Source organism: Vibrio sp. 1580 (genome assembly GCF_033340055.1).
The window spans coordinates 1-25,087 of the sequence record NZ_JAWOVT010000001.1 but is presented as its reverse complement, the minus strand read 5'-3'; the positions used below and the strand labels follow the sequence as shown (position 1 = coordinate 25,087).

Below are 25,087 nucleotides of genomic sequence, written 5' to 3'. Positions count from 1 at the left end.
AAGGTTATCGTATGAATATTGCCATTATTACTGCCTGTCCGAGCGGTGTAGCAAATAGCATCCTTGCGGCAGGATTACTAGAACAAGCCGCCGCAAAATTAAACTGGAATGCCAAAATAGAATGTCAATCAAGTGTGGTTGAACCAACACTATTGACGGAAGCTGACGTTGAACAAGCAGAAGTCATTGTCATTGCGGCAAATACTAGCGTCGACACTTCTCGTTTTGTAGGAAAAAAGGTTTACCAAGCGGAAATTAGCGAAGTAGCAAAAGACGCAACTGCGTTTCTCCAGCAAGCGGTTGAAAACGCCACTTTACTTGAAAAAGCAACCACACTTGCAGCCCCTATCACTACAGATACAACATCAGCATCAAAGAAGATTGTTGCAATCACGGCATGCCCTACTGGCGTTGCGCATACCTTTATGGCGGCAGAAGCTTTAGAAGAAGAAGGCAAGCGTCGTGGCCATCAAATCAAGGTGGAAACTCGTGGTTCAGTTGGCGCTAAAAACCAACTGACTGAGCAAGAAATTGCAGATGCCGATCTGGTGATCATTGCTGCGGATATTGAAGTGCCACTTGATCGCTTTAACGGAAAAAAGATGTACCGCACGAAAACAGGCCCAGCTCTGAAAAAAACAGCCGAAGAGATGGACAAAGCATTCGAGCAAGCCACGATTTACCAACATTCAGGTTCTGCAAATTCTGCTTCGGCAGCAGACGAGAAGAAAGGCGCTTACAAACACTTGATGACAGGGGTATCGCACATGCTGCCTGTGGTTGTCGCTGGTGGTTTGATCATCGCCCTATCGTTCGTGTTTGGTATTGAAGCATTTAAAGAAGAAGGCACACTAGCAGCAGCCTTGATGAACATTGGTGGTGGCTCTGCATTCGCATTGATGATTCCTGTACTTGCTGGCTATATTGCGTTTTCAATCGCTGACCGTCCTGGTCTGGCTCCTGGTCTTGTTGGTGGTATGCTAGCAAGTTCAACGGGTGCTGGTTTCCTAGGTGGTATCGCAGCTGGCTTCATTGCCGGTTACGCAGCGAAACTCCTCGCAGATAAGGTGAAACTGCCACAATCGATGGAGGCGCTTAAACCGATTCTGATCATTCCATTTGTAGCAACATTGTTCACTGGCCTTGTGATGATCTACATCGTAGGCGGCCCAGTTTCAGGCATCATGAACGGCCTGACTGACTTCCTAAACAACATGGGATCTGACAGTGCAGTACTACTGGGTATTATCCTTGGCGCAATGATGTGTTTCGACCTAGGAGGCCCTGTCAACAAAGCCGCTTACGCATTTGGTGTTGGCCTTTTGGCTTCACAAACTTACGCGCCAATGGCGGCAATCATGGCCGCAGGTATGGTTCCTGCGCTAGGTATGGGTTTAGCGACCTTCATTGCGAAGAACAAATTTGAACAAAATGAACGTGAGGCAGGTAAAGCATCATTTGTCTTGGGCCTTTGTTTCATCTCTGAAGGCGCAATTCCATTTGCTGCGAAAGATCCAATGCGCGTGATTCCATCTTGTATGGCAGGTGGCGCACTTACTGGTGCCCTATCGATGCTATTCGGTGCGAAATTAATGGCACCACACGGCGGTCTATTCGTGCTGCTAATTCCTAACGCAATTTCACCAGTATTAATGTATTTAGTGGCTATTGCAGCAGGTACAGCGGTAACTGGCTTTACTTACGCATTCTTAAAAAGCAAAGCAGAAGCGAAACAAGAAGTCGCAGCTTAATTAGAGCGACTCCGGTTAACAATGCCACCCTCGAATTTGGCATTTAGCACCTCCCTTTAATTCCGGTTAAGGGAGGTGTTTTTTATTCCGCAGCCGGAACGGCTACAATGTCTACTTCCCCACTGCTCATATCCACCGTTGCTTGATAAGCGCTATGCGGGTCACCGTAGTGCTTGAAGGTAAAGTGGTAAACGTTAGCTGGCGTCCACAAGGTTTTTGACTCTGCGGGCAGAATGTCATAGCCGTCTTGCTGATAAAGCTCTGTCGCCATTACATTTGCGATTGCCGCCTGCTGGTTAGCGTCTCGATCCACCTTTTGCTCTAGTGACGGGTTACTTGGATAAGACTCACCGTTGTAACTCATGAGTCGATATGAGCCATTACTCCAAACGATAAAGTCCTGCCAACCATTACTGTAACTGTCGGCTAGTACAATAGGCGTGCGAGTTACCGACATTCGATTAATAACGTTTCCCTCATTATCAAACATATATGCAGAGCAGCCACCACTACCACAGAAATAGCGATCTTGAAGCAACACTATGTGTTCTGCCTTGCCGTCGCTGTTTAGGTCGGCGCTACCCGATAGATAACGTAGATTGTCTTGCTCGAGCGACAGCCCTTCAGGGGCTAAAACCTTACTATCAATCCAACTGGAAATGACTTCAGCACTAACACTGTTGACTTTAGGGGCAGGTTGTTTGGTTTCTGTCGGCATGCTATCCGTCGCGGTGCAGCCAACCAAGGTGAAAGAACCAACGAAGAAGAGTCCGTTTAATATACGCTTATTCATGTAATCTCAATCTTTGATGTGTCGTTACATCAGTATACGCATGATTTGCATTGTAATCGTAAGAAAATCATTAAAATCAAGCAAATGAATGGTTTGGTATATATTAGTAAGATCAAAAAAGCCCCGAAGAAAACCTTCAGGGCTAGGCAGGAAGCTGGCAAATAGCCAGGAGTCCCTATGCAGTGGTCGGTTTTACCCTAAACAGAATTGCAAACATCACTGGCACCACTATCAGTGTCAGTACAGTAGCAAAACCAAGACCTGCCATAATCGTTATTGCCATCGAGCCAAAAAAGGCGTCGAAGACCAATGGAATCATCCCCAAGATAGTTGTTAGTGCCGCCATACTTACCGGACGAACGCGGCTTATCGCACTATCAACAATCGCGAGGTAAGGATCTTTACCAGACTCCAACTCAAGGTTAATTTGGTCAAGCAACACAATACCGTTTTTCAAAATCATGCCACTTAGGCTTAACAAACCAAGGAATGCTGTAAAACTGAACGGCATGTTCGTGGTAAGCAAACCAAAAGCAACGCCAATGATCGCTAACGGAACGGTGAACCAAATGACCAACGGTTTTTTGATTGAGTTAAACAGTAAAATAGTAATGATGAACATCAACAAGTAACCCATCGGCAATGAACCGAATAGGCCTTCTTGTGCATCTTTGGATGATTCGTACTCACCACCCCATGTGATTTCGTATCCTTCTGGAACATGCAATGCCATCACTTTAGGCTGTACACGAGCAAATAAGCTTGCTGCCGTGTCGTCACTCAACACATCATGGTCCGCGAGAACGGTTAACGTACGCTTACGGTCACGACGCTGAATTAGCGGCTCACTCCAATCCAGTTGAACGCCATCAATCACTTGATCAACCGGAATGTACGTTTGCAACGAAGGACTCCAAATGGTCACGTTTTGTAGTGATTCAAAATCTACGCGTTCTTCTTCAGGAAGGCGTGTCATAATTGGCAACGTATGTGTACCATCACGCAAGTAACCTAAGGTGCTACCACCAAACGCCATTTGCAGTGTGCTTGAAAGATCTTCTTTCGAAATACCTAAGCGACGAGCTTTAGACTCATTGAAAACGGGTACAAGTTCCTTGGTGCGCTCTCGCCAATCGTGACGAATGTTTCGGGCACCAGGGTCGGTATGAAGGATGTCTTCGACTTGCACCGCCAAGTCACGTAAAACTTGTGGATCAGGGCCAGTAATACGCGCTTCGATCTTAGACGCTGGTGATGGACCAAATTCCATCAATTTAAACTGGAACGTAGGCGCATCAAATGTTTTCGCCAGATTCGCATCTAACTTATGCAGTAAACCAAACATTTTCTCACGATCAGTCGCGCGAACTTGGAACTGAGCGTACGCTTCGTAACTTTTTTCTGGTTGATAGGTTAAAGCAAAACGCTGTAGGCCCTGCCCAATCGAAGCAGAAACAAAGTCAATATCATCTTGCTGACGAATGTAGCTTTCGATCTCTTCAGCTTTTTTGATCGTTTCACGGATGTCAGTACCCTCTGGCATCCACATATCCACGTAGAACATCGGCGTATTCGATGGTGGGAAGAACTGCTGTTTTACATTACCAAATGCCACGACAGCACCCACTAATAGCGCCACCATGCCAGCAACGGTAAGCCAGCGGAATCGCAATGCAAATTTCAGTGATGCCCCAAATACGACAAACAACCAGCCTTTATAAGGATCATCTTCGCTAGTACCCTGCTCTTTGTTTTCCTCTTTCAACAAAAGATCGGCAAGGAAAGGCGTCAGTGTAATAGCGGTAATCCAGCTTAAAAATAGTGAGAAACACAGCACCCAGAATAGAGAGCCCATGAACTCACCTGTCGCATCTTGCGACAAGCCGATAGGTGCAAAAGCCGTAATTGCAATAACAGTTGCGCCCAGCAAAGGCCATTGTGTTTGCTTTACAATATCGACAGCCGCTTGAACTTTGGTACGCCCTTTCTTTAGGCCAACCAATATGCCTTCCACGACAACAATCGCGTTATCAACCAGCATACCCAAGGCAATAATTAACGCGCCAAGAGAAATACGATGCAGTTCGATGTTGTTGTAATTCATCAAAATGAAGGTACCAAATACCGTCAATAACAACACAACTCCAATGATGACACCACTGCGTAAACCCATAGTAAACAGCAACACAATGATTACGATCGCCACTGCCTCCGCTAGACTAATTACAAACGCTTTAACAGATTCATCCACCTCATTGGCTTGGTTGTAAAAGTAGTTCATATCGATGCCAGCAGGCTTGATAGACTCAAGGCTCGCGAGCTCCGCATCCAAACGTTCACCAACCTCAACCACGTTCACACCCGATGCAAACGAGATACCGATATTAATCGCTTTTTGACCGTTAAAGAGTACGACGTTGCTTGGCTTCTCTTGAATACCGCGAGAAATCGTTGCTACGTCTTTTAGACGAATTAGATTTCCTGTGTCACGGCCATGAATGATCAGATTTTCTAGTGCTTCTACAGTGTTTAAGGTGCCGCTTGGGCGAATAACCAGGCTTTCGCCATTGACCATCACTTCACCTGCTGAAACCACATTGTTTTGCTGGTTCAACAAGCTCGAAACCACATTCATGTCTAAGTTCAGTGCAGCAAGGCGATCAAGTGAGATCTCAACGAATAGCATTTCTTGCTGATCGCCCGTGATGTCTACCTTACCAACACCATCAACAAGCTCGATTTCACGGGTCAGGTAATCCGCATAACGTTTCAGCTCTACATAGTCGTAATCGTCACCAGTGAGCATTAACATCACGCCATAAACGTCACCGAAATCATCAATGATCTGTAAAGACTGAACACCTTGAGGCAATGATGGTCGTAAATCATTAATTTTACGGCGCATTTCATCCCAAATTTGCGGCAGTTCATCAGGACCATAGTCCATTTCCATGCTCACCGTTATTTGAGACATACCATTAGAAGACGTAGAGGTAATTTTGTCGATATAAGGGAGTTTTCGAATCTCTTTTTCTAGAGGATACGTCAGCTCTTCTTCAACTTCTTTTGACGTCGCGCCAGGGTATGTTGAGATGATCATGGCATCTTTGATCGTAAATGCCGGGTCTTCTAATCGTCCAAGCTCCAAAAATGACGTTAAACCACCAACAGCAAGGATAATAATGAACAACCAGCTGATGACTTTGTTTTTTATTGAATACTCAGCAATGTTCATTATTGGTTATTCTCCACAACATCCACATGTTTACCTTCGCGTAATTTACGCAGATTTGAATTAATCAGAATATCGCCCTGGCTAACACCTGACGACACAATGGCTCCATTGCCATTCACTTGAGAAATCATGACAGGCACTCGTGTGACAATGTCACCTTCTTTTTTCCACACAAAGAACTCATTCCCTTCACTGCCTGCTTGAAGCGCCGTGACAGGAACACTGTAACCATCAATAGAGGTAATGCCCGCCTTCACCATATCGACCAAAACGCTTACGCTGGTTCCCGGCAATATCTCTGTTTTTGGCTGTGGCATCGTCAAGTACATTTCGTAGGTTTGAGTTTCAGCGTTGGGTTCACTTGTGTGCTCTAAATAGTCCAAAGCAAATCTGCCATCGATGCCGGAGAAGGTTGCTCTAGGCTTGTAGCTCATGCTGTCTGAGTTTGGGTCTACCATCGCTAAAACATTGTCGGAAAGCTCAATACGCACGTAAACCAAATCGTTTTGGTATAGGTTTAACACGGGTTCACCAATTGCCACACGCTCAAAACGTTCTTTGAAAACATCGGATACTTTACCGGCGAACGGGGCGAATAAACGGGTGTAATTCAATTGATTGGTCGCGTTATAGAAAGTAGCCTCAGCTAGCTCTTTATTGGCGGTTAGCTCATCAAGTTCCGCTTTTGAAATCATTTGACGTGCATGCAAGTCTTCACCGCGTTTAAGCTGACGAATTGCGAGTGTGTATTGTGCTTCTGCGTCATTCACGGCTTGCTTCTCTTTGCTATCATCTAGCTTTGCGATCATTTGCCCCTGCTTCACAACGTCACCCGCTTTAACCAATACGTGCTGAACTTCCCCAGCGCGGCGAAATGCCATTGGCGTTTGCTCTGCAGGCACTACTATGCCTTTGAACGCGCGATGTTGACTTTGTACTGGTGCATCCACCGAGATAGTCGACACAAAAAGTGGCTGCTCGACGATAGCTTGGTTTTCATTTTTGCACCCTGTTAAAACTGCAAGTGCAATCGCAGAGATCGTAAGTAGAGAACGTTTCATTAAATGCCTCCCTCACGAACCCAAGCTTTCACCACTTGTCCTTCAACCAGTCTCTCAACACCAGCAATAACAACGTAATCATTGTTATCAAGCCCGGCTTTCACACCACCTGCTGCGTCAAGTGACACAGTGACTTTATTGACCTGCTGCGTGCTTCTGTCCATTACCCAAACTTCACCTTGCGTCCCATTTTTGTTGACCCAAGCAGACTGAGGTAACGTCATCGCGTCCGATACATGTTGTTTAGCAATGTGTACCTGCCCAGTCATACCTGTCAGCAAATTGCGATCTTCTGGTCGAGTGATGGTCACGATCGCCTCATAACTATTGGTATCGATGTTTGGCTGCGTCGAAATTTCTTTAAATTGCCCAGGGATACGTTTTCCTGGCTCGCTATCCATCGTCACCCACATATCGGAGTTTTGCAGTGACTCAAGTGATACAGATTCCGCATAACTTACTGGCAAGGTGAAAGATACATCCAACGTCGTGTTATCAATGAGATTCAAGATCTCCTGCTTCTCTGCTACTACTTGAAACGGGTTGACATAGGTATATGACACAATGCCATCAAACGGTGCGTGAATTTTGGTATAGCTCAAATCGGTTTTAGCTTGTTCGTAGTTCGCCAATGCCGCTTTATATTGAGTTTCTTTCTGATCGTACTCATCAGTACTAATGAGTTTTTTTCCGTAAAGGTTTTTCGCGCGGTCCCATTGTGTTTTCGCTAACGCGTACTGCGCTTGAGCGGCATCTAACGCAAGCTGAAGATCTTTAGGGTCTAACGTTGCGAGCACTTCACCTTTTTGGACTTTTTGACCCATGCGTACACGTAATTCATCAACCTCTCCACCAACCTGAAAAGAAAGCTGCGCGCGATGTGTTGCATCAATACGCGCTAAAAAGGCGTGCGAGTCTTCAAGTTCTAGGTCTTTCACCGCCAGTAATTTTACAGGTTTGATTAAAGGTTCAGACGGCTCAGAAATGGCTTTATTACACCCAGTTAGCATCCCAGAAAGACTTAATGTCACCACTGCGCCAACTAAAGTGCGCTTTAAATATTGTTTTCGCACCCGCTTTCTCCGTAGGTTTTATATATTACACAGCCGTGCAGTATAAGCAGAATTTGAAATTGATCAACATATTTTCCAGGTGGATAGCAAATTAATTAGTCAAAGCGTTCGGTTTCTGGTAAAAGTAAGCGCGTGATTAATATTCGGGAAAATTCGAACTATGAATGAAAGAAAGCAGGGGCGTAGAAGTGCTGAAGCAGCAGAACAAACTAAGTGTCTGATCCTTAAAGTGGCAGCAGATATGTTTTGTGAACTTGGTTACGAGCGTGTCTCGCTGCGCAATATCAGTGAAAAGGCTGGTGTTTCACATAGTTTGATCCGTCACCACTTCGGCAGCAAAGAGAAAATCTGGCAAGCGGTTAGCGATGCAATGGACGAGTTCATGCAGTGCTATATGGCTGAACTCATCAATGAAATGCCGGAGAACACACCTTCGAATAGAAAAATTTATCTGTTTATGGTTCGCATGCTAGCATTTGCTCTCGTCAATCCTCATCCAGTACAGATGATCGCCGATGCCATTCGACAAGGCGATGACGGTGCTCTGCTGCAGTATTTCTTAAAGTCAAAAGATGAGTTCGCTGCGATATTTACCGGAATTTTCGAGCAGTACAACAGCGAAAACCCTAATGCACAATTTGATCAGTGGGAATCAAAGTGGCAAATGTTGATCTTCGCACATGGTGCTGTCAGTCTCGCGCCAATGATGCAAGAAACATGGCCGGATATTGCAGATAATCGCGAAAAACTGCTGATCAAGCATTGGGAATTGTTTAATACCATTATGGCCTCTCAATTTGGGATCCCAAAAGAAGAGATGATTCATCCGGAAAAGCTTGAAGATATCGTTATTGATATGTGCTGTACTATTGATGAAGCAGTAAACTAAAAGTAAACAAGCGAAAAGAAGACATAAAAAATGCCGAGCTACAAAGCTCGGCATTTTTGTTTCAATTCGTTTTAACCACGGTAGTAGCGTTGTGGTACGAACGGCATTTTTTCAACTGTCATTGGTAGCATTTTGCCACGCACTTCAGCGAACACTTCAGTACCAATCGCCGCAAAATCCGCACGAACATACCCCATTGAGACTGGCTTACCTGCATTCGGGCCCGCCGTACCGCTGGTTACAACGCCAATTTTAACGCCGTCAGCATCAAACAGTTCAACACCTTCACGCACTGGCGCTTTGGTTTGACCTACTAGACCCACACGCTTACGCGCCACATCTTTAGTCTCAATCTGCTTAAGAATAATGTCTGCGCCAGGGAAACCACCTTCACGTTCACCACCAATACGACGAACTTTTTGGATACCCCATAGCAAGCTCGCTTCAACAGGTGTTGTTGTTGTGTCTAGGTCATGACCGTATAGACAAAGGCCACACTCAAGACGAAGTGAATCACGAGCACCAAGGCCAATCCATTCAACTTCATCTTCCGCAGTCAGTTTACGTGCTAGCTCTTCCGCTTTGTCAGCAGGAACCGAGATTTCGTAACCGTCTTCGCCTGTATAACCACTACGAGAAACAATGCACTCGGCGCCTAAAACATCGACTTTACAAATATCCATGAACAGCATTTCAGAAACTTCTGGTGCAAAACGCGCCAATACAGCTGCCGCTTTAGGGCCTTGGATTGCAAGTAGAGCTCGGTCTTCGATAATTTCTAGCTCAACACCAGATGGTAAATGCGCTTGTAGGTGTGCGATATCTTGTGCTTTACATGCTGCGTTCACAACCACAAACAGATGATCGCCTAGGTTAGCCACCATCAAGTCGTCCATGATGCCGCCCTCTTCATTAGTGAAAAAAGCGTAACGCTGTTTACCAGACTCAAGATCCACAATATCCACTGGGACTAATGTTTCTAGGAACGCAGCTGCACCGTCACCAATTAGGCGAAGCTGTCCCATGTGAGAAACATCAAACAGACCTGCCGCATCACGAGTATGTAAGTGTTCCTTCTTTACGCCTAGAGGATACTGAACAGGCATATCGTAACCCGCGAACGGGACCATTTTGGCACCAACTTCAACGTGAAGTGCGTGTAGTGGTGTTTTCAGTAGTTCTTGAGTCATTTTCGTCTCCATTTAGATAGACCCGAGAATGCTATCGGCATTCGATGTGTTTCCAATAATAAACATGGCTCATTCTATTTTGCACGAACAAGACGTAGATCGACTTGCAAAAGTGTGACTCTTAACATTTTAATCACAACAAATCGTACAAAAAAAGCGCTTTAATGAGTAAGCTCTCATCAAAAAAGCGCTTTTTCATCATAACGACCACCAATAGCAATCGTTTGCTTTCACTATAGGAAATTTACAAGTATTTATCACTATTTGGCTGTCACCCACAAAATGAGCGCATCTTCCTCGCTAACACTGGTCAACATATGTCCCATATTTGCATCGTAATAAACGCTGTCTCCCTCGCTTAAAACAACAGGTTCGTAAAACTCAGAATAGAACATGACCTCACCAGATAAGATAAGTAAAAATTCTTCGCCGTCATGACGAACCCAGTCTTTATATTCATCAAAACTACGAGCTCGAATTTGGCTCTTAAACGGCATCATTTTCTTATTGGAAAGTTGAGTAGCGAGCAGTTCATGTTCATAAGTTTGTGTTGGGTGTGGTTTACCTTCATTCTTCTTGGTAACATCCCTGCGCCCTGTCGCTACCTTTTTTCTAGGTGGTTCAAAGAGTTGTGGCATGTCAATTTGTAAGCCTAGTGCCAATTTTTGCATCGCTTGAAACGTCGGGGAGATCTGCTCATTTTCTATTTTGCTCAGTGTAGATCGAGCAAGCCCGGTTCGCTGACTCGCTTCTTCTAATGTGATACCAAGTTTCGAGCGGATATCCTTAATACGCTGGCCCAGTTTTAACGGCTCGATATTTTGGTCATGTTGCTCTTTTGCCAACGTCATCGATGGGTATTCATCGTAAATACTTTCTGCCATAAATCCCTCTATAGATATCCATATTTTTTGTCTTACTCGCATTGTGCATGAAGCACATAGTGGATAGAAGTCCACCAAGTGAATTAAAGCGTGCTCTTGTTAACAAATTTTGAAATCTTGTTTCCTATAGGAAATTTTTGGTTGATTGTTCCCGCCACAGGCGCTATGTTACCAACTTGTTAGATGTAGAGATGCATATTTCCGTAAGAGATTGGTAAAGGAAACACGCAATCCAACGGAGTTTTTTGCCCAAATTTAGGGCCGGATGTTCACTCTGTTCTGCTACGCAGTTCAGCTGTTTTTGAGGACAAATGAACCACAACCGCAAATCATAACTCATCTATTGCGGGTTCATTTTCAGATTTGGAAGGTCAACTACCATGAATAAGAGTTACCCTAACCACAGCTTGGAAAACTTTTTCTCTACCAACCTCTCTGCGACAGATGATGCTGTCTTTGCTGGAATTCAAGCGGAATCCGCTCGCCAAAACGAACAAATCGAACTTATCGCTTCTGAGAACATTGTTTCTAAAGCGGTAATGCAAGCTCAAGGCACATGCCTAACAAACAAATACGCTGAAGGTTACCCAGGTCGCCGTTACTATGGTGGTTGTGAGCACGTAGATACAGTGGAAGCCATTGCTATCGAACGCGCAAAAAAACTTTTCAATTGTGAATACGCAAACGTTCAACCACACTCAGGCGCACAAGCAAACGGCGCAGTAAAGCTGGCACTGCTTCAACCTGGTGACACCATTCTTGGTATGTCTTTAGACGCAGGTGGTCACCTGACGCACGGCGCACGCCCTGCACTTTCTGGTAAATGGTTTAATGCAGTTCAATACGGTGTTGATCGCGAAACACTAGAAATTAACTACGAAGATGTTCGTGAGCTTGCACTTGAGCACCAACCTAAAATGATCATCGCAGGTGGTAGCGCTATTCCACGTACTATCGACTTTGCAAAATTCCGTGAAATCGCAGACGAAGTAAATGCAATTCTTATGGTCGACATGGCGCACATCGCTGGTCTTATCGCAACAAGCGCACACCCTAGCCCACTGCCACACGCACACGTTGTTACGACTACAACACACAAAACATTGCGTGGCCCTCGCGGCGGTATGATTCTTACTAACCACGAAGACATCATTAAGAAAATCAACTCAGCCGTATTCCCTGGCCTACAAGGTGGCCCACTGATGCACGTTATCGCAGCCAAAGCGGTCGCATTTGGTGAAGCGCTTGGCCCTGAATTTAAAACTTATATTGATTCGGTGATCAATAACGCAAAAGTCCTAGCGGAAGTATTGCAAACTCGCGGTTGCGACATCGTAACTGGTGGCACAGACACGCACCTAATGCTGGTTGACCTTCGTCCGAAAGGGTTGAAAGGCAATAAAGCAGAAGAAGCTCTAGAGCGTGCTGGGATCACATGTAACAAAAATGGCATCCCATTCGATACAGAGAAGCCTATGATTACATCGGGCATCCGTTTAGGAACGCCTGCGGGTACAAGCCGCGGCTTTGGCGCTGAAGAATTCAAACTCATCGGTAATTGGATTGGTGACGTACTGGACGGTTTAGTGAACAACCCTGAAGGTGACGCAGAAGTTGAAAAACGCGTTCGCAAAGAAGTAAAAGAACTTTGCAGTCGCTTTCCTCTATACCAGTAAACGATTTTTTTGAAATCATAATAATTCCTGACAAGTTATTCGGAGATTAAGCAATGGACAAAACACTGAAGTTTGCAGATAGCCACGAGTGGGTACGTGACAACGGTGACGGCACAGTAACAATTGGTATTTCTGAGCATGCACAAGAAATGCTAGGTGACGTGGTATTCGTTGACCTACCAGACGTAGAAGACGAAGTTGAAGCAGGTGAAAGCTTCTCTCTCGTTGAATCTGTAAAAGCAGCGTCAGACATCTACGCACCAATCACTGGTGAAATCGTAGAAATCAATGAAGAACTAGAAGACAGCCCAGAGCTAATTAACGAAGAGCCGTACGAAGGTGGCTGGATCGTAAAAGTGAAGATGTCTGATGTATCTGAACTAGATAACCTGAAAGACGCAGACGAATACCTAAACTCTATCGAAGAAGAGTAATTAGGATGTGACGAAAGCTGTTCCCTAGCCTGTTTAGAGAACAGCTTTTTTTCTAGGTTCGGACGTATAATTTAATTTATCAGTAACGCAAATCCGTTACCCGAACCAAGGAGTAGGTAAAGGACAATGACTGAATTACTTCAAAGCCTCAGCACACAAAACGAGTTCGTTGCTCGCCACAATGGACCAAACAAATCTGACCAACAGAAAATGTTGGAAGCGATCAACGCAGTTAGCCTAGATTCGCTTATCGACGAAACCGTACCAGCACAAATTCGCCTAGAGCAACCAATGAGCTTGGCAGAAGCGAAAAGCGAAGCAGACATGCTGGCAGCAATGCGTAAGTTCGCCGATCAGAACCAAGTTAAACGTACATTCATTGGTCAGGGTTACTACAACACCTTCACGCCGAACGTGATTCTACGCAACGTGATGGAAAACCCGGGCTGGTACACCGCTTACACCCCTTACCAACCAGAGATCTCACAAGGTCGTTTAGAAGCACTTCTAAACTACCAACAAATGGTGATGGATCTTACTGGTATGGAAATCGCGAACGCGTCATTGCTCGATGAAGCAACGGCAGCAGCAGAAGCGATGACACTTTGTAAGCGTGCGGGTAAAAGCAAGAGCAACGTATTCTTCGTTGCTGACGACGTTCACCCACAAACCATCGAAGTGGTAAAAACTCGTGCGAAATTCATCGGCTTTGAAGTCTTGGTTGGTTCTTTAGAATCACTACCAGAGCAAGACGTGTTCGGCGCACTAGTTCAATACCCAAGTACAACAGGTGAAGTTCGTGACCTAACGGACATCATCGCTAAAGCGCAAGCAAACAAAACACTAGTGACTGTAGCAACGGACCTTCTTGCTTCTACCCTACTTAAACCTGCAGGTGAAATGGGCGCAGACGTAGCAATCGGTTCAGCACAACGTTTTGGCGTGCCGATGGGTTACGGCGGTCCACACGCTGCTTTCATGGCAACGCGTGATAAGCACAAGCGTACAATGCCTGGCCGTGTTATCGGTGTTTCTATCGATACCAATGGTAACCAAGCACTGCGTATGGCAATGCAAACGCGTGAACAGCACATCCGTCGTGAAAAAGCGACATCAAACATCTGTACTGCTCAAGCACTGCTAGCGAACATGGCGTCTTTCTACGCGGTTTACCACGGCGCAGAAGGTCTACGCACTATTGCTCGTCGTACACACCACATGACAGCCATCCTAGCCGCTGGCCTAACTAAAGGCGGCTTCGAGCTTGCTCACAACAGCTTCTTCGACACCATCACTATCAACACAGGTGCACAAACTGAAGACCTATACGCGAAAGCACTAGCCGCAGACATCAACCTACGTAAGTTGGGTACTCAGCTAGGTGTGAGCTTCGACGAAACTACAACCGTGGCAGATGTAGAAGCCCTATTCGCAGTATTCGGTGTGAAAGAAGAAGTCGCAGCACTATCAACTGAAATCGCAGGCAACGAGTTTGCAGCCATTCCAGAAGCATTGCGCCGCACAACAGAATATCTAACACACCCTGTGTTTAACACGCACCACAGCGAAACACAGATGATGCGTTACCTAAAACAGCTAGAGAACAAAGACTTCTCACTCACGCACGGCATGATCCCACTGGGCAGCTGTACGATGAAGCTGAACGCAGCAGCAGAGATGATTCCAGTAACTTGGCCTGAGTTTGGTTCGATCCACCCGTTCGCACCAGCAGAACAAGCAGCTGGTTACGCAGCACTCGCAAAAGACCTTAAAGAAAAGCTATGTGAAATCACTGGCTATGACGCATTCTCACTACAACCAAACTCTGGTGCATCGGGTGAGTACGCAGGTCTTATCGCGATTCAACGCTACCACGAAAGCCGTGGCGAAGGTCACCGCAACGTATGTTTGATCCCAAGCTCTGCGCACGGTACTAACCCTGCGACAGCATCTATGGTGTCAATGAAAGTGGTTGTGGTTAAGTGTGATGAAGAAGGCAACATCGACATCGACGACCTAGCAGCGAAAATCGAGAAACACAAAGACAACCTATCAAGCATTATGATCACTTACCCTTCTACGCACGGCGTTTACGAAGAGAAAGTGAAAGAAGTGTGTGAAATGGTTCATGCCGCCGGTGGTCAGGTTTACCTAGACGGCGCTAACATGAACGCGCAGGTTGGTCTAACATCACCAGGCTTCATCGGTTCAGACGTTTCTCACCTAAACCTACACAAAACCTTCTGCATCCCGCACGGTGGTGGCGGTCCGGGTATGGGTCCTATCGGTGTGAAATCTCACCTAGCTCCTTTCTTACCAGGGCATATTGAAGACGGTGTAGAAGGCGCAGATTTCGCAGTATCAGCAGCAGATATGGGTAGCGCTTCTATCCTGCCTATCTCTTGGGCTTACATCGCAATGATGGGCGAAGCTGGCCTAACAGATGCTACAAAAGTAGCAATTCTGAACGCAAACTACGTGATGGAAACACTTCGCCAACACTACCCTGTTCTTTACCGTGGCAAAAATGGCCGCGTAGCGCACGAATGTATTATCGACATTCGTCCGCTGAAAGAAGAAACAGGTATCAGCGAAGAAGACATCGCGAAGCGTCTAATGGACTACGGTTTCCACGCACCAACTATGTCGTTCCCTGTAGCGGGCACGCTAATGGTTGAGCCAACGGAATCGGAAGATCTAGAAGAGCTGGACCGCTTCTGTGATGCGATGATCGCTATCCGCGAAGAAATGGAGAAAGTGAAAAACGGTGAATGGCCACTGGATAACAACCCACTTGTTAACGCGCCACACACTCAAGTTGATCTTTCAGCTGAAGATTGGGACCGCCCTTACTCTCGCGAGATTGGCTGCTTCCCGTCTAAAGCGACCAAATCTTGGAAGTACTGGCCAACGGTAAACCGCGTAGATAACGTATACGGCGACCGTAACCTAATCTGTTCATGCCCAAGCATCGATAACTACGAAGATTAATTTTTGTAGTCTCTAAATCGACAAAGGCGAACCGTTTGGTTCGCCTTTTTGTTTTTGCTGTGCCGCCCTAACATTTGTTGATACATCAAGAAGGAATGATGGCTAGTTATTGTTTGCGCAAAAGTGATTTAGAAATACAGTGACTTCTGAGAACCTTTGAATTAGCACTAATATCTCAGAGCCTTAAAAGCTTGTTGGAAACTCCTCATGAACACTATGTTATGCAGGTGCTATGTAGTTTCTAGTTCAGTTGCAGTAAGTCCCATTTATTACCATAGAGATCTTGGAACACCACCACTGTCCCGTATTCTTCCACACGAGGCTCTTCATTAAATACAACACCATTTTTCTTCATCAATTCGTAGTCACGCCAAAAATCATTAGTTTGCAGAAACAGGAAAACACGGCCACCTGTTTGATTTCCTACTGCATGCGTTTGCTCCGGTGTACTCGCTTGAGCTAAAAGTAGGTTTGTACCATTGGAGTTTGGAGGAGAAACTTGAACCCAGCGTTTACCACCACCTAGGTTGGTATCTTCAACCAGAGTGAATTGAAGTTTTTGAGTATAGAATTCGATAGCATCGTCGTAATTTTCAACGACTAGAGCAATGTTTCCGATTTGCTGCTGAACAGTTTTGGCCATGATGATTTCCGCTGTGTCAAAACGCTAATTGTACGCTATTTTGAGACTTTTCTAGAAAGCACGTAACGCCTTGCAAATGTTTAAGGCACACAATACGAATGTTTACGCACAGCGCCTTTGCCACTAGAACCTACAAACAATATAGCTACCACAAGTGTCGAATCTTGATTGAGCAACTCATCAAAGCCTTAGCTATAACTCAAGAGCAAATCTCTAACCTAATAACGAAGGCTGCTCGTATACCACGGTATTATAGTTCTTCTAGTTTTCCCTTAGCTAAATCTTCTTGTTGCTTAAGGAACATGAAGAAGTTTGCCTCACTGATAAACGGGTTACCGCTTGTACCGAGCTTCTTCCTATTTTCAAAAAGGAAATTTTTATGTGGATGGTTCGAAAGGTTAACGTTCACAATAGGTGCCTGTAGTGAAATTTTTCTAATTTTCTCCATGCTAGTCAGGAACTGGCCAATAACTTCTGGATCATTGCTACTTACGCTATGCCCACCAACGATAAAAGCACGATATTGTTCGCCATTATCTTCAACAGTGAAGTCTAAGGAATAATCACCTTCCGTGTGGCCAGGTGTGAGATAGAACTTAAACTCATGTCCACCAATAGCCATAGAGCTATCGCTTTTTATCTCTATGTCTAAATTTGGAGGAAGGAACTTGTTCTCACCTTCGCTTTTGTTTGATTGCTGTATAGATAGTTCATGAGCGCTTTTGGTCATCACAACTTTGGAACCATACTTCTCTTGAAGTAACTGGGCGCCTCCAACATGGTCAGAATGCCCATGAGTTACCAATATGTGCGTTATTGGCTTATCTTTTAGCCCTAGCTTCTCTAGGTTGATAGGTATCCACTCAGAGTAAGGGAAATCAAGCGTATCAATGATAACCAGTCCGTCGTCTGTAGCAATGGCATATGATGAGACCCACTTGTCTCCTACATAATAGACATTATCAAACATTTGAAATGGTTCTACATAACCGTTCTTATCATTCATTGCTGGAACATATTGACTTAAAGAAGCAAAAGACGAAGCACTTAAAAGTAAACCTACAACAATTTTTTTCACGAAATCACACACAAATATATCCTTAATAATTTCTTATAGAACCTCGCGGATGAGAAAGCTCTAAACGATTTTCAGAGGCAAATACAACTGCAAATACTTTCTACTTAGCTTTAGTTTTAGCTGACCGAATCACTTGTAAACTCGAATCCCATTAACTGCCTATGTATTCATGATTCTTTTAGAGGTTAAATAAATGAACTCAATTGAAGCAGAGTCATGAAGCTTCAATTGAGGTTACCGGCACAGCACAATGTGATAAACCTCTTTCAAGCAAACATTTGAATGCGATTTTTCCAATTTAAGACATGTTCAATAAATGCATCAACTCTTGCAGGCCTTTTATCGCGGTCTCGATACATAATGAATACTTCTTTACCCGAGCATTGCCATTCTGGCAACAAAGGCAGCAGGTTATGTTGATCATGATTTAGCTCATGAAAGTAATAGGTTGGAATCCAAGCAATTCCTAAACCATGGATGACGGCGTCTCTAACTAGTAGTACATCATTTGAAGTGAATTGAAACTTTAGCGAATGGTCAAATGTTTCATTGGTGATTTGATTAACTAATTTCCATTGGCTGTCGTTGTTTACCGTAATTAGGCGATGATGGATAAGTTGTTCTGGATGGGTAATCGGTTGGTGTTGTTCTAAATAGCTTCGTGACGCACAAAGCGCAAATGGAATCGACCATAATTTCTGAGCAATCCAGTCTTGTTCAATAAGATCACCAAGACGAAAACTAACATCGACACGGTTAGATACAAGATTGATTTTTTCATTCTGTACATCTAAATCGATACATATCTTCGGATGTTGCTCTGCAAATTCATAAACGCACCGCTTTAACCACATCTGTGTCATGTTAATTGGCGCTGATATTTTGATCGTTCCGCTTAAAGACTGACGCTCAGTCGCAATTCTCGATGTCACATTATTTAAGCTAAGAAGTAACGGCTCACAGAGTTGGTAATATTTTTCGCCATCAGTTGTTAACGCAAAGTGGTGTGCACTGCGGTTAAATAGTCTGCAATTTAAGTTTGTTTCCAGCCTTTTTAACTTCCGGCTTAGCGTGGCTAACGGGACATTAAGACGCTCAGATGCTTGTGTTAGGCTTTGATAGCGAGCAACAGAAACGAATAACAAAAGATCATCCAAAGAGTGACGTTCCATATTTGGGATTAACCCTCTTAAATTTGGCTATTAAAAATCAAATATGAAATATATAGCATTATCGCGTCAAGTTAATTTTTATCAGGAAGATCTATGTCTAAGCATTTATCAATTTGGTGCGGTGTTGTTGTCGCTATCTTTTTTTGGTCTAGTAACTTTAACGTAATAAAGGCTATTAATAGCGATGTCTCTCCTTTGGATTCAGCGACGTTACGGTTTTCCGTTGCAGCTTTAATACTCTTGTTGATAAGAGGTACTAAACGCTCTCCATATGGAGCCAAGCTCACACGAAAAAGTATGTTGTCGTTGTTTGTTATAGCAACCGTGGGTGTAACTATCCAAAACTTCTCTATTTTCTCTGCAATGAGCTTTACTACCCCAGTGAACGCAGCGGTTGTTCAGGCAAACCTACCACTTGTCACTATCTTGTTGTCGGGCTTTATTCTCAAAACTTCCATTTCGGTTAAAACTATTTTAGGTGCACTAATCAGTTTTTGTGGAGTGGTAATCGTCATTACAGGGGGAAATATTCATTCTATTAGCAGCAATAGTAATATTGGTGATCTATACATGTTATTTGCTTTAATTAGTGGGTGTTTATACACAATTCTAGCGAAGCGTTTAACATCTCATATCCCAGTAACTCAGCAGTTACGTTGGGTGTTAAGTATTGGTGCCATTCAAATGGTCGCTATAGCGATGTACCACGGCGACTTTAGCCGTAGCTTAAATGCCATAACATTTAAAGACCTATCACTAATAGCGTACATGAGCCTGTTTGGCACTTTGATCGCTTATTACTTTTGGATGAAAGGTGCTATCGTTCTTGGTCCAGATAAAATGTCTCCATTATTTAATATTATGCCGGTATTCACTCTACTGATTTCGTTCATTTCTGGTGAGCAGGCTCAATGGGAAAATGTTTTAGGCGTCTTTATCGTTGCGGCTGGCGTGTATATAGGTAACTCAGCACCTTTTGCTCGTTTACGGAAGGTGGTGGAGTAAAAATAGACGCCAACCTTAAGTCGCATTATTTAGAGCAATACTTTGTTAATTGGCATAAGTTTTCTTGGTTTCCAATAGGTACACTTTTCGCTTTCGTCGTTCACTCTTTTATCTAACTTTATTGAGTGCATGTCGAAAATCTTCAATCTTTTGCTAAGAGCGTTTTTTACTATGTAAAAAACAGAGGAGAATGACCATGAAAAAACGACTCAACTATATTGAAGTAGCGCCAAAAGCAATAGAAATCCTATACGCTCAGGAAGCTTACTTCCATGAACAATTTAGCCAATCAGAAACTATGAACATGATCATATGGGAACTGGTTAAGTTACGCATATCGCAAATCAATCAATGTGCATTTTGTATCGACATGCATAGTAAAGATGCGCTTAAGTTAGGTGAAAAGCCGGAACGCATATGGGGGCTTAGTGCATGGAAAGATATGCCATTCTACAGCGATGCAGAACACGTTGCACTAGGTTGGGCTGAATTACTAACTGCTGGCCTACCAGTAGATGATGATAGCTATCAGCTGACCTTGAATACCTTTGGAGAAGAAGCTATGGTCAACCTAACAATTGCGATCAACGCGATCAATAGTTGGAACCGAATAGTTAAGGCATTTAAGCCAAAGGTTGGAGTCTATAAACCTCGATAATTCTATTTGACGGTTCTTACTTGTAAGCCACTGCTTATACCTCAACTTAATAGGATGAAAAGTACATGTGTATCACTTTCTCATTTAAGTTGAGGTTAAATAGGATGATTCATTTGAACTTAGAATTTGATATTTTAAAACCTCAAAAGGCTTTAGCTGGCTATGTTCAAGCCATTTGGTCAGCATCCGTCAAACCTGATACGACGCAAACCGTACGTAAACAATTACTCAGTGATGCTGGTACAGGTGTGGTATTCATTTTACAGAATGAAGTACAAATAGATGGTGAGTGGCAGACGCCGGGGGTTGTCCTACTGCCTATAAGCATTCTGGCACATCAGGTCTGCCTACCGCCAGGCGCGGTGATGACTGGCGTACGCTTTCATCCTGCTGTTGGTTATCAACTATTTGGTAAACGTCTAGAACAGCTATTGCGGATTCAAGACGACCACCCTTTGGCTTCTTCTGCACTAGCAACATTTGAGTCTCTGCAAACAGCTCGTTCGCCATATGCAAGGATTTCTACGTTATATCGCTGGGTTCAAACACTGATTGAGGAATATGAACCGCAGTATGTCGGCCACATTATTGAACAACCTACAGGGACGATCAGTCAGCGCCAGAGAGAGCGCAATTTTCAGAAATGGTTGGGGATTACTCCTAAACATTACCAACGCATTAAACGAGTGAAGCACACTTTAGAGCAACTCCGAGCGCAACCCGATCTTACTTTATCGGAATTGGCGCTGGAGCAAGGCTTTTCCGATCAAGCACACATGACTAGAGAGTGTAAGCAGATTGCGCGCATGACACCGAAGCAGTATGTCCGAAAGAGAAACCTCTAAGCCTTATTAGCTTTCTACATCAAACCCAATTGATTCAGAATCGACGATATACTTGCTACAATGTTCGATCATATATCACCTACTTTTTAGAACGCTCATTCCAGCTTGATATGAGCTGGTTAGCTCGCTTTTGATGCCGCGTGCTGCTCTACCATAAACGCGATCACTTCTTCGTTTAAGCAAGATTTGCTGATGTATTGGCGTTGTTTACCAAGGTGAAGGATAAAGCCCAAATCAGTTTGTTCGAGTTGGTCGATATCATTGATAGCTAGGTAGAGTTGGTAATCATGCTGTTCAACACGGCCACAGTATTCAGTGCCTCGGTCAGTCAAAATTCTCAGTATTAGCATAGGTCGAGCTCCAACGTTGAAGTATTCTCTCTGGGTGCTTTTCTAAGGTTGTTAGGACTTTTCTTACTGGCTCTAGTCAACTAAAGCTTGTGCTTGCTTATCTGTCATCGGACTCTCAACATCCTTTAACACCGCCCAACGAAGAGCTTTTTGCGTGCCATTGTTTTCGAGCGTCATCAACAGCTCGTGTAAATAAATGCACTACATGGAACCAGTCGAGAGTAACATTCGCTTGCGGAAGCTCATCTTTGACACCACTCCAACCTGCCCAGGCACATCGATGAGCTTTATAGTGAACTCGAGGTATTTTCGCTGTGATATAGCAATGGTGCTGAAAAAGTTGAGATGGCGCCATGTTTTATCGGTTATAAAAAAACAACCATCTGCGCGGTGGCTATTGTTAACTGATCTTCATGATAAGAATTCAGAATGAGACAACGAGTATGCAAGCTTACGAAATGGACGTGGATAAGTACTTTAACGAATAGCTCGGTATTTTTTGCCAGAGGGAGTCTACTTATGTTTAACCCATGAAAGTAATAGACATGTCATTTACATTATTTTTTAAAGTATGCCTAGATATAAGCTTTGACATGACTTATTTTTGAGAATTGGGGCGGTCCTAGGCTAGCACTTGAGAGCATTAGGACATAGTATCGTCTCACGCGTGGATATGGGTTGACCTATGTACAATATTGGTAAACAAATGACTAAAATACTGGTTTCCCTTATGAGTGCCACAATATTATTGCTCTCAACAGGTTGTAACGCAGATATGTTTAATTTCTTCAAATCAAAAAAGTTTCAATACATACTTAGCTCAGAGATCACTGGTCGCTTATACTTAGACGGGAAAGCGTTTACTAGCGAGGTAGTTTATCTACACACGGCTTTTTCTAAAAACCGTTATATCACCGAGACAATTACGTCAGAAAATGGTTATTTTCATTTCGAACCTACATACCACTATCAGACGTTTAAAGAACCTGCCCTTCATGAATCCTCTAGCTACATTGGTATTTACATTTTTGTAGATGGCAAAAAATACTACTTACTAGAGACTCGCTTTTCTGACGTGAAACCCTATGAATTTATTTCAGATAATCTTCTTGATTTAAGTTGTGAGATTAATTCGGACGAATATCGTTACTTTTTTAAAAATAAATTTGTTGAGAATGGCCTCGATCTTGAAATTATTAGTAGGTGTGATTTGAAAGGATTTTCTGAAAAAATATTACTAAATAAGGACACGTAATGGCAAAGTTAACACCAAAAATGGCTTCAGAAATAGCGGATATTCCTTACAAAGCTTATGAAAATAATGGCCGTTTTATCATGCCGGGCAAAAACAGTTTTTCAAATCACTTTTCTTTTTCTGAAGATGATGTATTTGATGGTTTTACAGGCGGTGTAGCGGGTTTATCCAATGTACCGGTATTGCGTAAAGTTATCCCTGGCTTGATGAGAACTTCAGAGGCGTTTGCAGTGGTTGGCACTGGTAAAGGTTCTACATTTGAGAATGAAATTGTCATTTCAATTCGAGGAACACAAAATGCTAATGACTGGATCACAAATGCGAATATAGGGGTGAAAGGATCACCAAACGGTTCGCCCGCTCATGCTGGTTTCAACAATTGTTTTCAAAGTCTTAGCCCCAAGTTGAAGCAGTATATTATGCAGATGAATCCTAAACCAAAACGTATACATTGCGTTGGGCACAGCTTAGGTGGAGCACTCGCATCACTTTGCGCTGATTGGGTGCGTAATGAGATGAAGGTCAGAACCACCTTATACACCTTTGGCGCTCCTAGAGTTGGTCTGGAAGCATACGCACGCTCATCGGAAAAGCTAAACGATGGTGTTTATCGATGTACGCATGGTGCTGATCCTGTACCAAAAATACCGCTTTGGCCATTTATTCATGCTCCAATCTCAACAGGCGAGTACCGCTTGGACTCTGGCACTGGGTTAAGCATATCAGCCCATTTGATGGCAAGAAACAAAAATCCGGGTTACTTAAACACTGCTTCCTCGGATTCTTGGGGAGCGTTGAAGAGGAAATCGAATGACCACTTATTTACCCCTATCCGTCTAAAGTATGAGCAACGAAATCAAGCTTCTTTTTCGGAGTATTGGGCCGATAGAATACAGGGCGCACTTATCACCTATTTGAAAGATGTGGCTCTTTTGTCAACGGTAACGATTCAAGCAGGCGTGATTGCTGGCTTGACCTTTTATGATTGGCTTTCAAGAAAGCTAGAAGCCGTTGCTAAATCATCTAAGCGCAATGAAGAGCAACTAAAAGGCTTATTAGGCCATATGCTTGTTTTTGCCGGTCACTATGGGACCATAATTGAGGATCTATCCGCCCGATTCATTAGATGGGTTTTCGAAAGAACCATTGGACGACTAGTCAGAGTATCTAAACAAGCGATATCGTTGCTAAGTTAACCTAACCATTGCAATGGCATAGTAACGTGATTGCTTAGTTAGAGGTGAACTCATCACCTCATAAGTTAACTGGTGACATTGACATAACGCCGCTAAATGGGATTCTTATTAAGCACTTTTTAGATGAAACTTTCTAACCAAATCGGGTCGCGATTTATCAAAACGAATTTGAAAATAATGAATTTTTCACTATTTTCAAATTCGTGATTAGGAGCCAAAATGTAGGTTTACAGTTTCAACTGTTTTTGGATTTCTGTTGGAAAAGTAACTTAAAAAATTGACATTAAATAGATTTAATGGGAAATAGCTCTTAAAAAACCCGAACTGCGCCCCCTTCCAAGCTGATGATGATGTAGGTTCGATTCTCGCTGCACACTCCATTCTTATAGGCTACTTTCCCTAAAACTTCGAACGCCTCCCATGGGGCTCGAATCGCAATTCCATGGATAACCCCTCAAATCGAATAAATTTCTTCCGCATAGAAGTTACCTTTAGACGCATAAGTCCAACACTGGCCACATGAACTTTATTAGGGAAAATCCAACAAACTAACGAATGTCAAACCTTTGCCGAACATAGTAATAGAGCAAAAATGCTCTAGAAGTTAGCGTCATCACTTTAGGCTCACAATAAACTATCTCATTGTCACTTTTTTGGTTCAGTTTACACACTAACTCCGCAGCACACTTAAGGAGTTCATATACTGGAAAGACGCAACCAGAAACACCGAGTGTAGTGGTTCAGATTTTGAGTCTGAATCAGAGCTACCCCATAAGCATCAAACCCTAAGATCAAAAAAGCAAACCCACGGACTCGCTTTTTTTGTTAGCTCTGTGCCGTCCTAAATAAGGTTGACACTTTCCACCCCCAAAATTGGAGAGTGTTATGAAATCAACAACTAAAAGAAC

General features: G+C 43.7%; 19 protein-coding genes and 2 pseudogenes. 10 read left to right on the top strand and 11 right to left on the bottom strand.

Features of this window, described 5'->3' with window-relative positions; all coding sequences use genetic code 11:
* Positions 1 to 11: 11 nt before the first annotated feature.
* A complete protein-coding gene (gene fruA / locus R7093_RS00100; protein ID WP_033906530.1) occupies positions 12 to 1,751 on the top strand; it encodes a PTS fructose transporter subunit IIBC in 1,740 nt (579 codons plus the stop codon).
* A gap of 82 nt (positions 1,752 to 1,833) precedes the next feature.
* On the opposite strand, the gene R7093_RS00095 is transcribed toward fruA, so the two are convergent.
* The 4 genes from R7093_RS00095 to R7093_RS00080 form a co-directional block, all read right to left on the bottom strand.
* Positions 1,834 to 2,544 carry a hypothetical protein gene (locus R7093_RS00095; RefSeq protein WP_047103537.1) on the bottom strand — a complete coding sequence of 237 codons (711 nt, stop codon included), beginning with the start codon at positions 2,542 to 2,544 and terminating at the stop codon, positions 1,834 to 1,836.
* A 175-nt stretch (positions 2,545 to 2,719) separates the two neighbouring features.
* Positions 2,720 to 5,779, bottom strand: coding sequence for an efflux RND transporter permease subunit (locus R7093_RS00090; RefSeq protein WP_047103536.1), 3,060 nt, complete (start codon positions 5,777 to 5,779; stop codon positions 2,720 to 2,722).
* Positions 5,779 to 6,840, bottom strand: a complete 1,062-nt coding sequence (locus tag R7093_RS00085; protein WP_005376420.1) for an efflux RND transporter periplasmic adaptor subunit — start codon at positions 6,838 to 6,840, stop codon at positions 5,779 to 5,781. Before R7093_RS00085 ends, R7093_RS00090 begins: the two co-directional genes overlap by 1 nt.
* On the bottom strand, positions 6,840 to 7,913 hold the full coding sequence (locus tag R7093_RS00080; protein WP_017820965.1) for an efflux RND transporter periplasmic adaptor subunit: 1,074 nt from the start codon (positions 7,911 to 7,913) through the stop codon (positions 6,840 to 6,842). The genes R7093_RS00085 and R7093_RS00080 overlap by 1 nt, the downstream gene beginning before the upstream one ends.
* A gap of 160 nt (positions 7,914 to 8,073) precedes the next feature.
* Between R7093_RS00080 and vdeR the strand changes: the two genes are divergently transcribed.
* On the top strand, positions 8,074 to 8,802 hold the full coding sequence (gene vdeR, locus R7093_RS00075; protein ID WP_005376423.1) for an efflux transporter transcriptional repressor VdeR: 729 nt from the start codon (positions 8,074 to 8,076) through the stop codon (positions 8,800 to 8,802).
* A 71-nt stretch (positions 8,803 to 8,873) separates the two neighbouring features.
* Here the strand turns inward: vdeR and gcvT are convergent, their stop codons facing one another.
* Positions 8,874 to 9,992: a glycine cleavage system aminomethyltransferase GcvT gene (gene gcvT, locus R7093_RS00070; RefSeq protein WP_318146443.1), complete on the bottom strand. Its 1,119-nt coding sequence runs from the start codon at positions 9,990 to 9,992 to the stop codon at positions 8,874 to 8,876.
* A gap of 260 nt (positions 9,993 to 10,252) precedes the next feature.
* Positions 10,253 to 10,876: a helix-turn-helix domain-containing protein gene (locus R7093_RS00065; protein ID WP_005376429.1), complete on the bottom strand. Its 624-nt coding sequence runs from the start codon at positions 10,874 to 10,876 to the stop codon at positions 10,253 to 10,255.
* Between the two features lie 380 nt (positions 10,877 to 11,256).
* Between R7093_RS00065 and R7093_RS00060 the strand changes: the two genes are divergently transcribed.
* The 3 genes from R7093_RS00060 to gcvP all read left to right on the top strand — a co-directional run bounded on the left by R7093_RS00060 (position 11,257) and on the right by gcvP (position 15,977).
* On the top strand, positions 11,257 to 12,552 hold the full coding sequence (locus R7093_RS00060; protein WP_047103534.1) for a serine hydroxymethyltransferase: 1,296 nt from the start codon (positions 11,257 to 11,259) through the stop codon (positions 12,550 to 12,552).
* A 53-nt stretch (positions 12,553 to 12,605) separates the two neighbouring features.
* Positions 12,606 to 12,986, top strand: coding sequence for a glycine cleavage system protein GcvH (gene gcvH, locus R7093_RS00055; RefSeq protein ID WP_005376432.1), 381 nt, complete (start codon positions 12,606 to 12,608; stop codon positions 12,984 to 12,986).
* 126 nt (positions 12,987 to 13,112) lie between these two features.
* A complete protein-coding gene (gene gcvP, locus R7093_RS00050) occupies positions 13,113 to 15,977 on the top strand; it encodes an aminomethyl-transferring glycine dehydrogenase (protein ID WP_017820968.1) in 2,865 nt (954 codons plus the stop codon).
* Between the two features lie 241 nt (positions 15,978 to 16,218).
* Here the strand turns inward: gcvP and R7093_RS00045 are convergent, their stop codons facing one another.
* The 3 genes from R7093_RS00045 to R7093_RS00035 form a co-directional block, all read right to left on the bottom strand.
* Positions 16,219 to 16,620, bottom strand: coding sequence for a VOC family protein (locus R7093_RS00045; RefSeq protein WP_005388788.1), 402 nt, complete (start codon positions 16,618 to 16,620; stop codon positions 16,219 to 16,221).
* A 250-nt stretch (positions 16,621 to 16,870) separates the two neighbouring features.
* On the bottom strand, positions 16,871 to 17,698 hold the full coding sequence (locus R7093_RS00040) for an MBL fold metallo-hydrolase (RefSeq protein ID WP_025998578.1): 828 nt from the start codon (positions 17,696 to 17,698) through the stop codon (positions 16,871 to 16,873).
* A gap of 266 nt (positions 17,699 to 17,964) precedes the next feature.
* Entirely contained in the window at positions 17,965 to 18,870 is a 906-nt protein-coding gene (locus R7093_RS00035; protein WP_017634199.1) for a LysR family transcriptional regulator, read from the bottom strand.
* Between the two features lie 93 nt (positions 18,871 to 18,963).
* Here R7093_RS00035 and R7093_RS00030 point away from each other — a divergent pair, with 93 nt between their 5' ends.
* The 3 genes from R7093_RS00030 (at position 18,964) to R7093_RS00020 (ending at position 21,378) form a co-directional block, all read left to right on the top strand.
* A complete protein-coding gene (locus R7093_RS00030; RefSeq protein WP_047104114.1) occupies positions 18,964 to 19,875 on the top strand; it encodes a DMT family transporter in 912 nt (303 codons plus the stop codon).
* A 196-nt stretch (positions 19,876 to 20,071) separates the two neighbouring features.
* Entirely contained in the window at positions 20,072 to 20,533 is a 462-nt protein-coding gene (locus tag R7093_RS00025) for a carboxymuconolactone decarboxylase family protein (RefSeq protein ID WP_047104117.1), read from the top strand.
* A 104-nt stretch (positions 20,534 to 20,637) separates the two neighbouring features.
* Complete coding sequence (locus tag R7093_RS00020) at positions 20,638 to 21,378, top strand: helix-turn-helix domain-containing protein (protein WP_196363361.1); 741 nt, start codon at positions 20,638 to 20,640, stop codon at positions 21,376 to 21,378.
* A 119-nt stretch (positions 21,379 to 21,497) separates the two neighbouring features.
* Here the strand turns inward: R7093_RS00020 and R7093_RS00015 are convergent.
* Positions 21,498 to 21,650, bottom strand: a pseudogene (locus tag R7093_RS00015) (YcxB family protein); the annotation flags it as partial.
* A gap of 277 nt (positions 21,651 to 21,927) precedes the next feature.
* Positions 21,928 to 22,083: pseudogene (locus R7093_RS28635) on the bottom strand (hypothetical protein); the annotation flags it as partial.
* 330 nt (positions 22,084 to 22,413) lie between these two features.
* Between R7093_RS28635 and R7093_RS00010 the strand changes: the two are divergent.
* Positions 22,414 to 22,983, top strand: coding sequence for a DUF6795 domain-containing protein (locus R7093_RS00010; protein WP_052767719.1), 570 nt, complete (start codon positions 22,414 to 22,416; stop codon positions 22,981 to 22,983).
* Positions 22,983 to 24,179, top strand: a complete 1,197-nt coding sequence (locus tag R7093_RS00005; RefSeq protein ID WP_047104120.1) for a lipase family protein — start codon at positions 22,983 to 22,985, stop codon at positions 24,177 to 24,179. Before R7093_RS00010 ends, R7093_RS00005 begins: the two co-directional genes overlap by 1 nt.
* Positions 24,180 to 25,087 lie beyond the last annotated feature (908 nt).

Excerpts from the sequence above, each read along its gene's own strand:
- fruA (WP_033906530.1), top strand. The coding sequence starts at position 12 with ATGAATATTGCCATTATTACTGCCTGTCCGAGCGGTGTAGCAAATAGC.
- R7093_RS00095 (WP_047103537.1), bottom strand. The coding sequence starts at position 2,544 with ATGAATAAGCGTATATTAAACGGACTCTTCTTCGTTGGTTCTTTCACC.
- R7093_RS00090 (WP_047103536.1), bottom strand. The coding sequence starts at position 5,779 with ATGAACATTGCTGAGTATTCAATAAAAAACAAAGTCATCAGCTGGTTG.
- R7093_RS00085 (WP_005376420.1), bottom strand. The coding sequence starts at position 6,840 with ATGAAACGTTCTCTACTTACGATCTCTGCGATTGCACTTGCAGTTTTA.
- vdeR (WP_005376423.1), top strand. The coding sequence starts at position 8,074 with ATGAATGAAAGAAAGCAGGGGCGTAGAAGTGCTGAAGCAGCAGAACAA.
- gcvT (WP_318146443.1), bottom strand. The coding sequence starts at position 9,992 with ATGACTCAAGAACTACTGAAAACACCACTACACGCACTTCACGTTGAA.
- R7093_RS00065 (WP_005376429.1), bottom strand. The coding sequence starts at position 10,876 with ATGGCAGAAAGTATTTACGATGAATACCCATCGATGACGTTGGCAAAA.
- R7093_RS00060 (WP_047103534.1), top strand. The coding sequence starts at position 11,257 with ATGAATAAGAGTTACCCTAACCACAGCTTGGAAAACTTTTTCTCTACC.
- gcvH (WP_005376432.1), top strand. The coding sequence starts at position 12,606 with ATGGACAAAACACTGAAGTTTGCAGATAGCCACGAGTGGGTACGTGAC.
- gcvP (WP_017820968.1), top strand. The coding sequence starts at position 13,113 with ATGACTGAATTACTTCAAAGCCTCAGCACACAAAACGAGTTCGTTGCT.
- R7093_RS00045 (WP_005388788.1), bottom strand. The coding sequence starts at position 16,620 with ATGGCCAAAACTGTTCAGCAGCAAATCGGAAACATTGCTCTAGTCGTT.
- R7093_RS00035 (WP_017634199.1), bottom strand. The coding sequence starts at position 18,870 with ATGGAACGTCACTCTTTGGATGATCTTTTGTTATTCGTTTCTGTTGCT.
- R7093_RS00030 (WP_047104114.1), top strand. The coding sequence starts at position 18,964 with ATGTCTAAGCATTTATCAATTTGGTGCGGTGTTGTTGTCGCTATCTTT.
- R7093_RS00025 (WP_047104117.1), top strand. The coding sequence starts at position 20,072 with ATGAAAAAACGACTCAACTATATTGAAGTAGCGCCAAAAGCAATAGAA.
- R7093_RS00020 (WP_196363361.1), top strand. The coding sequence starts at position 20,638 with ATGATTCATTTGAACTTAGAATTTGATATTTTAAAACCTCAAAAGGCT.
- R7093_RS00010 (WP_052767719.1), top strand. The coding sequence starts at position 22,414 with ATGTACAATATTGGTAAACAAATGACTAAAATACTGGTTTCCCTTATG.
- R7093_RS00005 (WP_047104120.1), top strand. The coding sequence starts at position 22,983 with ATGGCAAAGTTAACACCAAAAATGGCTTCAGAAATAGCGGATATTCCT.